This is a genomic window from Citrobacter sp. Cpo065 (genome assembly GCF_030332805.1).
In the GTDB taxonomy this organism is placed as follows: domain Bacteria; phylum Pseudomonadota; class Gammaproteobacteria; order Enterobacterales; family Enterobacteriaceae; genus Citrobacter; species Citrobacter portucalensis.
On record NZ_JAOWHC010000035.1, the window covers coordinates 314,418 to 327,651 of the forward strand.

The window sequence follows — 13,234 nt, forward strand, 5'->3', positions numbered from 1 at the left end:
CGCGTTATGTCTCGGTCAGCAAAACCCCAAAATGGCCGCCGCCGCTTTCTGCGCGATATGGTTCGCGCAGCGGGCGGGCTGGCCGTCGTTGGCGTGGCGCTGGGGTTGCAACAACAAACCGCACGCGCAACCGGTGTGCGGTTGCGCCCGCCTGGTGCACTGAGCGAGGAGGCATTCGCCAGCGCCTGCGTACGTTGCGGTCAGTGCGTTCAGGCATGTCCCTATGACACGCTGAAGCTGGCAACGCTGGCCTCCGGGCTGGCGGCCGGTACGCCATATTTTGTCGCCCGTGATATTCCCTGCGAAATGTGTGAGGACATTCCGTGTGCCAAAGTCTGCCCGAGCGGCGCGTTGGACAGGGAAATTGAATCCATTGACGATTCGCGTATGGGGCTGGCGGTACTGCTGGATCACGAAAACTGCCTCAACTATCAGGGATTACGCTGCGACGTTTGCTATCGCGAGTGCCCGAAAATTGATGAGGCGATCACCCTGGAGCTGGACCGCAACATGCGTACCGGCAAGCATGCGCGGTTTATTCCGACCGTGCACAGCGATGCCTGTACCGGCTGTGGGAAATGCGAAAAAGTCTGCGTACTGGAACAGCCAGCAATAAAAGTGCTGCCGCTGTCGCTGGCGAAAGGGGAGTTAGGACACCATTACCGCTTCGGTTGGCTGGAGGGGAACAATGGCAAATCGTAAACGTGATGCGGGGCGTGAAGCGCAGGCAAAAAAAGGATGGTGGAAGAGTCATCGCTGGCTGCTGCTGCGTCGTTTGAGCCAGTTTCTGATACTGGCGATGTTCCTCAGCGGCCCGTGGCTTGGCGTGTGGATCCTGCATGGCAACTACAGTAGCAGCCTGTTGCTGGACGCTATCCCGTTCACCGATCCGCTGATTACTCTGCAAAGCCTGGCCAGCGGGCATCTGCCGGCGACGGTGGCGTTAACGGGAGCAGCTATCATCACGGTGCTGTATGCCCTGGCCGGTAAGCGACTGTTTTGCAGTTGGGTTTGTCCCATGAACCCGGTTACCGATTTAGCCAGTTGGTTGCGCAGAAGGTTTGACCTGAATCAGTCCGCAACCCTGCCACGCCATATACGGTACGTCCTGCTGGTGGTTATCCTGGTCGGTTCCGCCCTGACCGGTACGCTGTTGTGGGAGTGGATAAATCCAGTCTCTCTGCTTGGACGGAGCCTGGTAATGGGATTCGGTAGCGGAGCGCTGCTGATCCTCGCGCTGTTTTTATTTGATTTACTGGTCGTTGAGCATGGCTGGTGCGGGCATCTTTGCCCACTGGGTGCGCTGTATAGCGTGGTGGGAAGCAAAGGGGCATTAACCGTTTCGGCAAAAGAACGTAACAGATGTAACCGCTGTATGGATTGTTTTCATGTTTGCCCGGAACCGCATGTGCTACGTGCGCCGGTGCTGGATGAGCAAAGTCCGGTGCAGGTAACCAGCCGCGATTGCATGGCCTGCGGTCGCTGCGTGGATGTCTGTTCTGAGGATGTTTTTACAATAACAACACGATGGAGTTCGGGAGCGAAATCATGAAAAGCCATGACCTGATTAAGACGCTGTGTCAATGGACGGCCCTGCTTGCCCTGGTCGTCAGTGGGGCCGTTTGGGCTGCAAATGGAGTGGATCTGAGCCAGTCACCGGAAGTCTCAGGAACACAGGAAGGGGCGATTCGCATGCCGAAAGAGCAAGAGCGCATGCCGCTGAACTATGTGAATCAGCCGCCGATGGTTCCGCATAGCGTTGAAGGGTATCAGGTGACGACTAACACTAACCGCTGCCTGCAATGCCACGGTGTGGAAAGCTATCGCACTACCGGTGCGCCGCGCATCAGTCCGACGCACTTTATGGACAGCGACGGCAAGGTATTGGCTGAAGTTGCGCCGCGTCGTTATTTCTGCCTGCAATGTCACGTTCCGCAGGCTGACGCCGCGCCGATTGTTGAAAATACCTTCACCCCCTCGAAAGGTTACGGGAAATAAGAGGTCATTATGGAAAATTCTAACCGTAAACCAGGCTGGATTAAGCGCGTCTGGCAATGGTGGCGTCGCCCCAGCCGTCTGGCGCTCGGCACGCTGTTGTTAATCGGCTTTGTGGGCGGCATTATTTTCTGGGGCGGCTTTAATACCGGTATGGAAAAGGCCAATACAGAAGAGTTCTGCATTAGCTGTCACGAAATGCGCAATACGGTATACCAGGAATACATGGAAACCGTACACTACAACAACCGCAGTGGTGTGCGAGCGACTTGCCCTGATTGCCACGTCCCGCATGAGTGGGGCCCGAAAATGATTCGTAAGATCAAGGCCAGTAAAGAGCTGTACGCGAAAGCACTGGGGCTGATAGATACACCGCAGAAATTTGAAGACCATCGTCTGACGATGGCGCAAAATGAGTGGCGGCGTATGAAAGATAATAATTCGCAAGAGTGCCGAAACTGTCACAACTTCGAGTTTATGGATTTAACCGCCCAGAAAGGCGTTGCGGCCAAAATGCACGACCAGGCCGTGAAAGACGGGCAAACCTGTATTGACTGTCATAAAGGGATAGCGCACAAACTGCCTGATATGCGCGAAGTCAAACCGGGCTTTTAACAGGATGTAGATAACCAGGTATGCTTGAAGCCAGAGAATTACTTTGCGAGCGAGATGACAGAATACTGTTCAGCAATCTGTCATTTCGCGTCAACGCAGGGGAATGGGTACAAATTACCGGCAGCAACGGCGCAGGGAAAACTACTCTGCTGCGGTTGCTTACCGGGCTGGCGCGTCCCGATGCAGGGGAGGTTTGCTGGCAAGAGCAGCCGCTGCATCACGTGCGGGACAACTACCATCAGCAACTGCTGTGGATCGGACATCAGCCGGGGATAAAAACCCGGCTTTCGGCGTTGGAGAACCTGCGTTTCTTCCATCATGACGGCGACATTGCACAGTGTCTGGCTGCGCTGGCGCAGGCGGGACTTGCCGGATATGAAGATATCCCGGTGAACCAGCTCTCCGCCGGACAACAGCGGCGCGTGGCGCTGGCCCGTTTGTGGCTGACCCGCGCCCGGCTGTGGATCCTTGATGAACCCTTTACCGCCATTGATGTGAACGGCGTTGAGCGACTGACTCAGCGTATGGCGCAGCATACAGAGCAGGGCGGTATTGTTATTCTCACCACCCACCAACCGCTCAATGTCGAAACCGATAAAGTGCGACGTATTGCGCTGACCAGCGAGAGGGCAACGCAATGATGTGGCGAATCTTCCGTTTAGAACTGCGAGTTGCGTTTCGTCATAGTGCGGAAATCGCCAATCCTTTATGGTTCTTCCTGATTGTTATTACGCTGTTCCCCCTAAGCATTGGGCCGGAGCCGCAGCTACTGGCGCGCATTGCGCCGGGCATCATTTGGGTTGCGGCGCTGCTGGCGTCATTGCTGGCGCTGGAACGCCTGTTTCGTGATGATCTGCAGGACGGCAGCCTTGAGCAACTGATGCTGCTGCCGTTACCGCTACCGGCCGTGGTGCTGGCGAAAGTGATGGCGCACTGGGTCGTGACCGGCCTGCCGCTGTTGATCCTCTCGCCGCTAGTGGCGCTGCTGCTGGGCATGGATATGTACGGCTGGAAAATTATGGCGCTGACGTTGTTACTCGGAACGCCGACGCTGAGCTTCCTCGGTGCGCCGGGTGTGGGGTTGACGGTGGGCTTAAAGCGCGGCGGCGTGTTGTTAAGCGTGCTGGTGCTCCCGCTCACCATACCCTTACTGATTTTTGCAACCGCCGCGATGGATGCGGCTTCCATGCACTTACCGGTTGAAGGATACATGGCAATTCTGGGTGCGTTGCTGGTCGGCAGCGCCACGTTAAGCCCGTTTGCCACAGCCGCGGCGTTACGGATAAGCGTGCAGTAACGAGAATTAGATGTGTAGGCCGGGCAAGGCGCTCTGGCACAACGGATTTTAATTTATGGAGTCTGGTGACTGAACTATGTGGAAAACACTTCATCAATTGGCGATGCCCCCTCGGCTCTATCAGATCTGTGGCTGGTTTATCCCGTGGCTGGCGATTGCCAGCGCGGTGGTACTGATAACGGGATGGGTCTGGGGCTTTGGTTTTGCGCCTGCGGACTATCAGCAGGGGCAGAGCTATCGCATTATTTATCTGCACGTTCCGGCGGCAATCTGGTCGATGGGCATTTATGCCTCGATGGCTGTTGCCGCGTTTATCGGCCTGGTCTGGCAGATGAAAATGGCCAATCTGGCGCTGGCTGCGATGGCGCCGATTGGTGCAGTGTTTACCTTTATTGCGCTGGTGACCGGCTCCGCATGGGGCAAACCGATGTGGGGAACCTGGTGGGTCTGGGATGCCCGACTCACCTCTGAACTGGTGCTGCTGTTTCTCTACGTGGGCGCCATTGCGCTGTGGCATGCCTTTGACGACCGCCGTCTGGCAGGTCGTGCCGCCGGTATTCTGGTGCTGATTGGCGTGGTCAACTTACCGATTATCCACTACTCGGTTGAGTGGTGGAATACGCTGCATCAGGGTTCTACCCGCATGCAGCAAAGCATCGATCCGGCGATGCGTACGCCGCTGCGTCTGGCGATCGTCGGCTACCTGTTACTGTTTGTCACGCTGGCGCTGATGCGCATGCGTAACCTGATTTTGATGATGGAAAAACGCCGCCCGTGGGTGAGCGAACTGATCTTAAAAAGAGGCCGACAATGACCCCTGCATTTGCATCATGGAGTGATTTTTTCGCGATGGGCGGCTACGCCTTGTATGTCTGGCTTGCCGTAGCGATGAGTGTTATCCCGCTGGTGGTGCTGGTACTGCATTCCACGTTACAACATCGCGCAATTTTACGCGGTGTGGCGCAGCAGCGGGCGAGAGAAGCGCGTATGCGTGCGGCGCAAGTGCAACGGGAGGCGGCGTGAATATTCGACGTAAAAATCGGTTATGGATAGCCTGTGCGGTACTGGCGGGTCTGGCGTTGACCATTACGCTGGTGCTTTATGCGCTGCGTTCTAATATTGACCTGTTTTATACGCCGGGAGAGATACTCTACGGTAAGCGCGAAACGCAGCAGATGCCCGAAGTCGGTCAGCGCCTGCGCGTGGGCGGAATGGTGATGCCCGGTAGCGTAAAGCGCGATCCGCAGTCGTTGAAGGTGAATTTCAGTATCTATGACGCCGAAGGTGTGGTGGATGTCACCTACGAAGGCATTCTGCCGGATCTGTTCCGCGAAGGGCAGGGTGTTGTTGTTCAGGGCGAACTGGACGAGGGAAATCATGTGCAGGCCAAAGAGGTTCTTGCCAAACATGATGAGAATTACACCCCGCCGGAAGTCGAAAAAGCGATGCAGGAAAACCATCGTCGCCCGGAAAGTGTTTATAAGGATAAAACGTCATGATGCCTGAAATTGGCAATGCGCTGTTGTGCCTTGCGCTCGGCGTGGCGTTACTACTGTCAGTCTATCCGCTGTGGGGCGTAGCGCGCGGCGACGTGCGAATGATGGCCTCCGCGCGGCCTTTTGCGTGGGTTCTGTTTATCTGCGTGATGGGGGCGTTCCTGATTCTGGTCAACGCCTTCGTGGTTAATGACTTTACCGTCACCTACGTTGCCAGCAACTCCAATACCCAGCTTCCGGTCTGGTATCGGGTGGCAGCAACCTGGGGTGCCCATGAAGGCTCTCTGCTGCTATGGGTATTGCTGATGAGCGGCTGGACGTTTGCCGTTGCGGCATTCAGCCAGCGTATGCCGCTGGACATCGTTGCCCGCGTGCTGGCGGTAATGGGGATGGTAAGCGTTGGCTTTCTGCTGTTTATTCTGTTTACCTCCAACCCGTTTGCCCGTACGTTGCCCAACTTCCCTATTGAAGGGCGCGACCTGAACCCGCTGTTGCAGGATCCGGGGCTGATTTTCCATCCGCCGTTGCTGTACATGGGGTATGTCGGCTTCTCCGTGGCCTTCGCGTTTGCGATTGCCGCGCTGATGAGCGGACGACTGGACAGTACTTTCGCCCGTTTTTCGCGTCCGTGGACGCTGGCGGCGTGGGTGTTCCTGACGCTGGGTATTGTGCTCGGTTCGGCCTGGGCCTATTACGAGCTGGGCTGGGGCGGTTGGTGGTTCTGGGATCCGGTTGAGAACGCCTCGTTTATGCCATGGCTGGTGGGAACGGCGCTGATGCACTCGCTGTCGGTAACCGAACAGCGTGCCAGCTTTAAAGCCTGGACGCTGCTGCTGTCAATCTGCGCATTCTCGCTTTGCCTGTTAGGTACTTTCCTGGTGCGCTCCGGCGTGTTGGTATCGGTGCATGCCTTCGCCTCCGATCCGTCACGCGGGATGTTTATTCTGGCCTTTATGGTATTGGTGATTGGCGGCTCCCTGCTGCTGTTTGCGGTGCGCGGTCACAAGGTCCGTTCACGGGTAAACAACGCGCTGTGGTCGCGTGAATCTCTGCTGTTGGGCAACAACGTTCTGCTGATTGCCGCCATGCTGGTGGTGCTCTTGGGCACGCTGCTGCCGCTGGTGCACAAACAGCTGGGTCTGGGCAGCATTTCGATTGGCGAACCGTTCTTCAACACCATGTTTACCTGGCTGATGGCGCCGTTCGCGCTGTTGCTGGGAATTGGGCCATTAGTGCGCTGGGGCCGTGACCGACCGCGTAAACTGAAAACGTTACTGATTATCGCGTTTGTCACCACGCTTGTTCTGTCGCTGCTGCTGCCGTGGTTGTTTGAGGATCGCATTGCCGCTATGACGGTGGTAGGGCTGGCGATGGCATGCTGGATATTCGTGCTGGCGATGTCCGAAGCGTTCCTGCGTGTTTCCCGCGGAACGAAGTTAACACCAAGCTATTGGGGCATGGTGTCGGGCCACGTTGGGCTGGCGATTACTATTGTCGGTATTGCCTTCAGCCAGAACTACAGCGTTGAACGCGATGTGCGCATGAAAGCAGGTGATAGCGTTAGTATCCATAACTATCAGTTCACGTTCCGCGAAGTGAAAGATATTACCGGACCTAACTACCGGGGCGGTGTCGCCATTATTGGCGTTACCCGAGATGGTAAACCGGAAGCCACGCTGCATGCGGAAAAACGCTTCTATAACAGCACCAGTTCGATGATGACCGAAGCGGCAATTGACGGCGGATTCACGCGCGATCTGTACGCCGCGCTGGGTGAAGAACTGGATAACGGCGCATGGGCTGTGCGTCTGTACTACAAACCGTTTATTCGCTGGATTTGGGCCGGAGGATTGCTGATGGCGCTGGGCGGATTGTTCTGCCTGTTTGATCCACGCTATCGTCAGCGCGCGCGTCCTCGCGCCGCGGTGCAAAAAAATGCGTCGGAGGCTGTATGAAGCGCAACGCACTGTTAATTCCGTTTATTATTTTTCTGATCATTGCAGCGGCGCTGCTGTGGCAGCTGGCGCGTAACGCTCAGGGAGACGACCCCACGAATCTGGAATCGGCGCTGATCGGCAAACCCGTTCCGACATTTCGCCTGGAGTCGCTGGAGAATCCGGGTCAGCATTATCAGGCCGATGTGCTGACCCAGGGCAAACCGGTACTGCTGAACGTCTGGGCGACCTGGTGTCCGACCTGTCGCGCCGAACATCAGTATCTGAACCAGCTATCTGCACAAGGCGTGCGGGTGGTGGGTTTGAACTATAAAGACGATCGTCAGAAAGCCATTGTCTGGCTGAAAGAGCTGGGCAATCCTTACTCATTAAGCCTGTTTGACGGCGACGGTATGCTTGGTCTGGATCTTGGCGTGTACGGCGCGCCGGAAACGTTCCTGATCGACGGTAAAGGTATTATTCGCTATCGCCATGCCGGTGATTTGAATGCCAGGGTGTGGGAGAGCGAGATCAAACCGTTGTGGGATAAGTACAGTAAGGAGGCTGCGCAATGAGATTTTTACTGGGCCTGCTGATGCTGGTTATCTCGGGATCTGCGCTGGCGACCATCGATGTGATGCAGTTTAAGGATGAAGCGCAGGAGCAGCAGTTCCGTCAGCTTACCGAACAGCTGCGCTGTCCTAAATGTCAGAACAACAGTATCGCCGATTCTAACTCGATGATTGCCACTGACCTGCGCCAGAAAGTGTACGAACTGATGCAGGAAGGGAAAAGCCAGAAAGAGATTGTCGACTACATGGTGGCGCGCTACGGCAACTTTGTCACTTACGATCCGCCGTTGACGCCGCTTACTGTGCTTTTGTGGGTGATGCCGGTGGTAGCGATTGGTTTGGGCGGCTGGATTATTTTTGCCCGTACTCGCCGACGCGTCCGGGTGAAGCTGGAAGAGTTTCCTGACGACGTTATCCCGGATGGCAAGCGCGGTGGATTTGGGTTGTTTGTGCCCGGCATCGTGGTGGCGCTGATCGTTGGCGCGGTGAGCTATTATGAAACCGGCAGCTATAAGCAGGTTCAGGTCTGGCAGCAGGCCACCGCTCAGGCTCCGGCGCTGCTGGAACGCGCGTTGGATCCGAAAGCTGACCCGCTCAATGAAGAAGATATGACACGTCTGGCGCTGGGACTGCGCACGCGTTTACAAGCCGATCCTACAAACGTTGAAGGTTGGATCATGCTTGGGCGTATTGGCATGGTACTCGGTAACGCCAGTACGGCCACTGAAGCCTATGCCAATGCCTATCGACTGGATCCTAAAAACAGCGATGCGGCGCTGGGTTATGCGGAAGCACTGACCCGTTCATCCGATCCTGACGATAACCGCCGGGGAGGGGAGCTGTTACGCCAGCTGGTGCGCGGCGAGCATGCCAACGTGCGGGTTCTCAGCATGTACGCGTTTAACGCTTTTGAACAGCAGCGCTTTGGTGAGGCGGTTGCGGCATGGGAGATGATGCTGAAATTATTACCGGCCAATGATACCCGTCGGGCGGTGATAGAACGCAGCATTAAGCAGGCGATGGAGCAGCTAACGCCGCAGGAGAAGTAAGAGTCCAGATTACCCGAAGGCGTGCTGCTTTCGGGCCTGTGCGAGCTTTGTAGGCCGGATAAGACGCTGCTGCGTCGTCATCCGGCATCTCATTGATTACTGCATGCCGCGTGTTTGCAAAAACAGGATGGTGGCAGCAACGCGAGAACGCACGTTGAGTTTGCGCAGCAGATTACGAATATGCACCTTCACCGTCTGTTCGGAAATATTCAGTACCGACGCAATCTGTTTATTCGACAGCCCCTGAGCAAGTTCATGCAATACATCCAGCTCGCGTTCGGTGAGAATGCTGAATGGATCTTCCTGCGCACCAAACAGGTCACGTTCGCGCAGATATTCGCTAACACGAGCGCTAAACGCTTTACCACCTTTGGCGCCGTTACGAATGGCTTCCAGCAAGACTTCGGGATCGCTATCTTTCAGTAAATAACCATCCGCGCCGGCATCAATTAAGGCGTACACATCGCTGGCGGCATCCGATACGGTAAGAATAATAATTTGCGCGGTGACGCCGTCCCGACGCAGCGCATTCAGGGTGTCCAGCCCGCTCATACCTTTCATATTGAGATCCAGCAGGATCACATCAAGGTCCAGACGGTTTGCCAGATCGATAGCACTTGCGCCGTCGCCTGCTTCAGCGACTACGTCAAATGCGGGATCCAGTTGCAATAATTGACTAATTCCCCGCCGCATGAGTGGGTGGTCGTCGACAATCAGCACCCGAAAAGGCGTTACTTCAGGCATACTATTCTCCTGAGCTTTTATTAGTATCATTATTGTTTTCAGCGCATCAATCGTCCAGATTCATCGCGCTGATGAGAGGATGAATTTTACCCCAATTTGTGCATGGGTAAGTAGTAAAACCTGTGCTGAAGGCTGCTGTAAAACTCAGGAATGCGGAATCGCAGACATAAAAAAACCAACCCCAAGGGTTGGTTTTTTTAGGGATTTTTGGTCGGCACGAGAGGATTTGAACCTCCGACCCCCGACACCCCATGACGGTGCGCTACCAGGCTGCGCTACGTGCCGACGCTATGGCTGCTAATACTACTGCTTTCCGCTACGAATGCAAGAGGATGCCTCACTAATTGATTTATAATTAATCAGTTAGCAATAAATCGTTTCTCATCCGTCAGAACCTGTAGCAGCAGGCTGAGCTGCGGTTTCTGATCTTTTATTTTCTCGCCACGTAAATCATAGGTCTGATAATTTCCGTTGTTGTTCAGCACCAGCGTCATCTCTGGCGTAGTCACTGCCATCGTGCTGCCGTCGGCGGCGGTCACCCAGTAATGGCGACGTGTAGCATTGAACAAATCCTGCCCCTGCGAATATTCGTTAGCCGGCGTGCTGACATGCAGCAGGCGCTGCATCAGCGTCGTCATCAGGTCTGTATGATCGGTCAGACTATTGATGCGCTGGGCAGGCGTTCCCGGCCAGTGAATCACCAGAGGAACCTGCAGATGACCGCGAGACCAGGCAAAGTTGTTCTCTTCCTGCGTCAGCGGCACACCGCGGCCAGCGGTAATAATCACCACCGTGTTGTCCAGTTTACCCGAGTCGCGCAGGGCGCTAAGAACACGGTTAATATTGGCATCCACATCCTGAGCGGCGCTGGCGTAGCGTTTGGCAAAGTTCTTCTGGTTGCTGTCATCAAGGTTTGTCCCATTAAAGGAGACCCAGGAGAACCAGCGATTATCTTCCTGCGCGTAGCGTCCCAGCCAGTTAATCCATTGGCTTGCGGTTTGCTCATCAGATTGCGTTTGCACGCTCGGCATGGAGAAGTCTGACAGCAGCGCCTGGCGATAAAGCGGGCTGGTAAAGCCATCCGAGGAGAATAGTCCTAACTGATACCCTTGCTGGTTCAGTGCAGAGATCAGCGCCGCAGGCGTTCGGGTCGACAAAATGCCGTCCATGTAGCTTGGCGATACACCATAGAACAGGCCAAAGATCCCGTTATCCGTGGTATTGCCTGAGCTCATGTGACGCGTAAAGGAGATATTCTGCCCGGCGAACTCAGCCAGCGCAGGCATCTGTTTTTCAAAGCGTGAGTAGTTCAGGCCGTCTACGGTGATCAGCAGAACGTTCTGGCCGGTGCCCAGATCGCGATAGTGCAGTTCGCTGAGCGGGTACTGCACGGAAACCGCTTCCGGATTACCCTGTTCGATCAGGCGACGCTGATACTCTTGCGCATCCAGCAGGCCATGTTTTTCCAGAAACTTACGCGCCGTCATCGGGTAGGAGAGCGGCAGGTTTGCGCGCTGCATGGTAATCGGGCGATAGAAATTAGCATCTGCCCAGATATACACCACATGCGAGGCGATAAAAGAAACGAAGAAGAATGCCGCTAACGGTTTGGCGAAATGGCGACGACGCGTCAGGCTGCGCAGCTTTTGCCAGCTCCAGGTCGCAAACAACATTTCTATTAGCAGGATAACCGGCACGCTGATAAACAACAGTTGCCAGTCACGCGCCGCTTCGTTCTGGTCAGGATTAATGACCAGTTCCCAGACTATCGGGTTAAGGTGCAGGTGGAAGCGGGTGAAAACTTCGCTGTCGATTAACAACAGCGTCATGCCAGCTGTCGCCAGAATAGCTGATAAGAATCGCATCAGCCTCTGGGACATGACGATAAACGTCAGGGGAAACAGGATTAGCAGATAGGTGGCAAACACCAGAAAGCTAAAATGCCCGACAACGCTCAGGTAGGAATAAACACGACCTGCAAGGGTTGTCGGCCAGTCGGCGACAAACAGGTAACGGCTACCGAGAACCATGGCCAACAGAATGTTGAACAAGGCAAACCAGTGCCCCCAGCTAACCATCTGGGAGACTTTCTCACGGTAGCGCTGACGATGAGTTACCATAAACTGTTGTTCGTTTCCCCGGAGCAGGCTCTTAATGCGCTTGGTCGTCGTTTACCGAAGACTGCAATGCGCGGGCAAAAGAGTTGGCAATCGCCTGGCGCTGGGCCGGTGCGATGCTTGTATTGATAAGGTTAGTCACCATGTTTCCCAGAACCATCAGGGAAAGGTCGGTCGGCGCCTTATGTTTTTCCAGTACGTTGAGCATCTCATTCAGCAGTTGTTCAACGTGTTCGTCACTATAGCGGGAAATTTGTGGCATAAATCGAAATCAGTCTGTTCATGAAAGGGCAACATATTACCGTACAGACAGTTTTTTTTCTGCTTTTTTATCTTCTATTGCGTCACTGCCCGGCAGGTGGTTGAATACCGCCCGGTCTAAAAGGAGAGTTTATCATGAGTCTGGATATCAACCAGATTGCCCTGCACCAGCTTATCAAACGTGACGAGCAGAACCTTGAGCTGGTCTTGCGCGATTCATTACTGGAACCGACAGCGACGGTTGTCGATATGATGGCTGAGTTGCATCGGGTGTATAGCGCCAAGAATAAAGCCTATGGCCTGTTTAGCGAAGAGAGTGAACTGGCGCAAACGCTGCGTTTACAGCGTCAGGGTGAAGAGGATTTTCTGGCATTTAGTCGTGCCGCGACCGGACGCTTGCGGGACGAGCTGGCGAAATATCCTTTTGCCGACGGCGGTATTGTCCTGTTCTGCCATTACCGCTATCTGGCGGTAGAGTATCTGCTGGTCGCCGTGCTGAACAATTTAAGCAGCATGCGCGTCAATGAAAATCTGGATATCAACCCGACGCACTATCTGGATATCAATCATGCGGACATCGTGGCGCGTATTGATTTAACCGAGTGGGAAACCAATCCGGAGTCCACACGCTATCTGACGTTCCTGAAAGGGCGGGTAGGGCGCAAAGTCGCCGATTTCTTTATGGATTTCCTCGGTGCCAGCGAAGGTCTGAACGCCAAAGCACAAAACCGTGGCCTGCTGCAGGCGCTCGATGACTTTACCAATGAGGCTCAACTCGATAAAGCCGAACGCCAGAACGTGCGTCAGCAGGTGTACAGCTACTGTAACGAGCAGTTGCAGGCTGGTGAAGAGATCGAACTGGAGTCGCTGTCTAAAGAGCTTTCCGGCGTCAGTGAAGTCAGCTTCAGCGAATTTACCGCTGATAAAGGCTACGAGCTGGAAGAGAGTTTCCCTGCGGATCGCAGTACGCTGCGTCAGTTAACCAAATTTGCCGGCAGCGGCGGTGGGTTAACCATTAACTTCGACGCTATGTTACTGGGTGAACGTATTTTCTGGGATCCGGCGACGGACACCTTGACCATCAAAGGTACGCCGCCGAACCTGCGCGACCAGCTGCAGCGCCGCACGTCTGGCGGGAAATAAAACCGTGTGCC

General features: G+C 55.0%; 16 protein-coding genes and 1 tRNA gene. 13 read left to right on the forward strand and 4 right to left on the reverse strand.

What is annotated here, in order from left to right:
• Window positions 1-6 precede the first annotated feature (6 nt).
• The 12 genes from napG to OGY68_RS22070 all read left to right on the forward strand — a co-directional run bounded on the left by napG (window position 7) and on the right by OGY68_RS22070 (window position 8,958).
• The gene (napG, locus tag OGY68_RS22015; RefSeq protein WP_003834629.1) at window positions 7-702 is read left to right on the forward strand and encodes a ferredoxin-type protein NapG; all 696 of its coding nucleotides are present in this window, start codon (window positions 7-9) and stop codon (window positions 700-702) included.
• Window positions 689-1,552 carry a quinol dehydrogenase ferredoxin subunit NapH gene (gene napH, locus OGY68_RS22020; protein WP_003027552.1) on the forward strand — a complete coding sequence of 288 codons (864 nt, stop codon included), beginning with the start codon at window positions 689-691 and terminating at the stop codon, window positions 1,550-1,552. Before napG ends, napH begins: the two co-directional genes overlap by 14 nt.
• Window positions 1,549-1,998, forward strand: a complete 450-nt coding sequence (gene napB, locus OGY68_RS22025; RefSeq protein WP_003834627.1) for a nitrate reductase cytochrome c-type subunit — start codon at window positions 1,549-1,551, stop codon at window positions 1,996-1,998. The genes napH and napB overlap by 4 nt, the downstream gene beginning before the upstream one ends.
• Before the next feature lie 9 nt (window positions 1,999-2,007).
• Complete coding sequence (gene napC, locus OGY68_RS22030) at window positions 2,008-2,610, forward strand: cytochrome c-type protein NapC (protein ID WP_003027548.1); 603 nt, start codon at window positions 2,008-2,010, stop codon at window positions 2,608-2,610.
• A 20-nt stretch (window positions 2,611-2,630) separates the two neighbouring features.
• Entirely contained in the window at window positions 2,631-3,251 is a 621-nt protein-coding gene (gene ccmA / locus OGY68_RS22035) for a cytochrome c biogenesis heme-transporting ATPase CcmA (RefSeq protein ID WP_057066517.1), read from the forward strand.
• A complete protein-coding gene (gene ccmB / locus OGY68_RS22040; RefSeq protein ID WP_048234881.1) occupies window positions 3,248-3,907 on the forward strand; it encodes a heme exporter protein CcmB in 660 nt (219 codons plus the stop codon). The genes ccmA and ccmB overlap by 4 nt, the downstream gene beginning before the upstream one ends.
• A 76-nt stretch (window positions 3,908-3,983) precedes the next feature.
• Window positions 3,984-4,721, forward strand: coding sequence for a heme ABC transporter permease (locus OGY68_RS22045; RefSeq protein WP_003027538.1), 738 nt, complete (start codon window positions 3,984-3,986; stop codon window positions 4,719-4,721).
• The gene (gene ccmD, locus OGY68_RS22050; protein ID WP_048215892.1) at window positions 4,718-4,930 is read left to right on the forward strand and encodes a heme exporter protein CcmD; all 213 of its coding nucleotides are present in this window, start codon (window positions 4,718-4,720) and stop codon (window positions 4,928-4,930) included. Before OGY68_RS22045 ends, ccmD begins: the two co-directional genes overlap by 4 nt.
• Window positions 4,927-5,406, forward strand: coding sequence for a cytochrome c maturation protein CcmE (gene ccmE / locus OGY68_RS22055; protein ID WP_003834619.1), 480 nt, complete (start codon window positions 4,927-4,929; stop codon window positions 5,404-5,406). Before ccmD ends, ccmE begins: the two co-directional genes overlap by 4 nt.
• The gene (locus OGY68_RS22060; protein WP_008785295.1) at window positions 5,403-7,358 is read left to right on the forward strand and encodes a heme lyase CcmF/NrfE family subunit; all 1,956 of its coding nucleotides are present in this window, start codon (window positions 5,403-5,405) and stop codon (window positions 7,356-7,358) included. The genes ccmE and OGY68_RS22060 overlap by 4 nt, the downstream gene beginning before the upstream one ends.
• Window positions 7,355-7,912, forward strand: a complete 558-nt coding sequence (gene dsbE, locus OGY68_RS22065) for a thiol:disulfide interchange protein DsbE (protein WP_003834613.1) — start codon at window positions 7,355-7,357, stop codon at window positions 7,910-7,912. Before OGY68_RS22060 ends, dsbE begins: the two co-directional genes overlap by 4 nt.
• Complete coding sequence (locus OGY68_RS22070) at window positions 7,909-8,958, forward strand: cytochrome c-type biogenesis protein CcmH (RefSeq protein ID WP_032944027.1); 1,050 nt, start codon at window positions 7,909-7,911, stop codon at window positions 8,956-8,958. Before dsbE ends, OGY68_RS22070 begins: the two co-directional genes overlap by 4 nt.
• Before the next feature lie 96 nt (window positions 8,959-9,054).
• On the opposite strand, the gene narP is transcribed toward OGY68_RS22070, so the two are convergent.
• From narP to OGY68_RS22090, 4 genes are all read right to left on the reverse strand, one after another.
• Window positions 9,055-9,702 carry a nitrate/nitrite response regulator protein NarP gene (gene narP / locus OGY68_RS22075; protein WP_003834605.1) on the reverse strand — a complete coding sequence of 216 codons (648 nt, stop codon included), beginning with the start codon at window positions 9,700-9,702 and terminating at the stop codon, window positions 9,055-9,057.
• A 208-nt stretch (window positions 9,703-9,910) separates the two neighbouring features.
• Window positions 9,911-9,987 (reverse strand) — tRNA-Pro (locus OGY68_RS22080).
• A gap of 74 nt (window positions 9,988-10,061) precedes the next feature.
• On the reverse strand, window positions 10,062-11,822 hold the full coding sequence (gene yejM / locus OGY68_RS22085; protein WP_057066518.1) for an LPS biosynthesis-modulating metalloenzyme YejM: 1,761 nt from the start codon (window positions 11,820-11,822) through the stop codon (window positions 10,062-10,064).
• Window positions 11,823-11,853: 31 nt separating this feature from the next.
• Entirely contained in the window at window positions 11,854-12,081 is a 228-nt protein-coding gene (locus OGY68_RS22090; protein WP_003027506.1) for a YejL family protein, read from the reverse strand.
• Between the two features lie 134 nt (window positions 12,082-12,215).
• Between OGY68_RS22090 and yejK the strand changes: the two genes are divergently transcribed.
• Complete coding sequence (gene yejK / locus OGY68_RS22095) at window positions 12,216-13,223, forward strand: nucleoid-associated protein YejK (RefSeq protein WP_048234884.1); 1,008 nt, start codon at window positions 12,216-12,218, stop codon at window positions 13,221-13,223.
• The last annotated feature ends 11 nt before the right edge of the window (window positions 13,224-13,234 follow it).

Excerpts from the sequence above, each read along its gene's own strand:
- napC (WP_003027548.1), top strand. The coding sequence starts at position 2,008 with ATGGAAAATTCTAACCGTAAACCAGGCTGGATTAAGCGCGTCTGGCAA.
- napB (WP_003834627.1), top strand. The coding sequence starts at position 1,549 with ATGAAAAGCCATGACCTGATTAAGACGCTGTGTCAATGGACGGCCCTG.
- OGY68_RS22045 (WP_003027538.1), top strand. The coding sequence starts at position 3,984 with ATGTGGAAAACACTTCATCAATTGGCGATGCCCCCTCGGCTCTATCAG.
- ccmD (WP_048215892.1), top strand. The coding sequence starts at position 4,718 with ATGACCCCTGCATTTGCATCATGGAGTGATTTTTTCGCGATGGGCGGC.
- yejM (WP_057066518.1), bottom strand. The coding sequence starts at position 11,822 with ATGGTAACTCATCGTCAGCGCTACCGTGAGAAAGTCTCCCAGATGGTT.
- dsbE (WP_003834613.1), top strand. The coding sequence starts at position 7,355 with ATGAAGCGCAACGCACTGTTAATTCCGTTTATTATTTTTCTGATCATT.
- OGY68_RS22090 (WP_003027506.1), bottom strand. The coding sequence starts at position 12,081 with ATGCCACAAATTTCCCGCTATAGTGACGAACACGTTGAACAACTGCTG.
- OGY68_RS22070 (WP_032944027.1), top strand. The coding sequence starts at position 7,909 with ATGAGATTTTTACTGGGCCTGCTGATGCTGGTTATCTCGGGATCTGCG.
- OGY68_RS22060 (WP_008785295.1), top strand. The coding sequence starts at position 5,403 with ATGATGCCTGAAATTGGCAATGCGCTGTTGTGCCTTGCGCTCGGCGTG.
- ccmB (WP_048234881.1), top strand. The coding sequence starts at position 3,248 with ATGATGTGGCGAATCTTCCGTTTAGAACTGCGAGTTGCGTTTCGTCAT.
- yejK (WP_048234884.1), top strand. The coding sequence starts at position 12,216 with ATGAGTCTGGATATCAACCAGATTGCCCTGCACCAGCTTATCAAACGT.
- narP (WP_003834605.1), bottom strand. The coding sequence starts at position 9,702 with ATGCCTGAAGTAACGCCTTTTCGGGTGCTGATTGTCGACGACCACCCA.
- ccmA (WP_057066517.1), top strand. The coding sequence starts at position 2,631 with ATGCTTGAAGCCAGAGAATTACTTTGCGAGCGAGATGACAGAATACTG.
- napG (WP_003834629.1), top strand. The coding sequence starts at position 7 with ATGTCTCGGTCAGCAAAACCCCAAAATGGCCGCCGCCGCTTTCTGCGC.
- napH (WP_003027552.1), top strand. The coding sequence starts at position 689 with ATGGCAAATCGTAAACGTGATGCGGGGCGTGAAGCGCAGGCAAAAAAA.